The sequence below is a fragment of the Micromonospora sp. DT53 genome (assembly GCF_049841535.1).
Taxonomy (GTDB): domain Bacteria; phylum Actinomycetota; class Actinomycetes; order Mycobacteriales; family Micromonosporaceae; genus Micromonospora.
Genome location: NZ_JBNCKM010000014.1, coordinates 1 through 205, shown reverse-complemented (window position 1 = coordinate 205; position 205 = coordinate 1).

Below are 205 nucleotides of genomic sequence, written 5' to 3'. Positions count from 1 at the left end.
CGCGTCCGTCCGCGCGCTGCGGGCCGTCGGCTCTGCACCCCGTGCCCCTGGATGATCGCGCTAGAACATGGATGTAGTGGTCTTGGGGCGCGCTGATGCCACTACATCCAGGTTCGAGCACAATCTTGGTGGCGTGGCGTGGCGTGGCGTGGCGTGGCGTGGCGTGGCGTGGCGTGGCGTGGCGTGGCGTGGCGTGGCGTGGCGT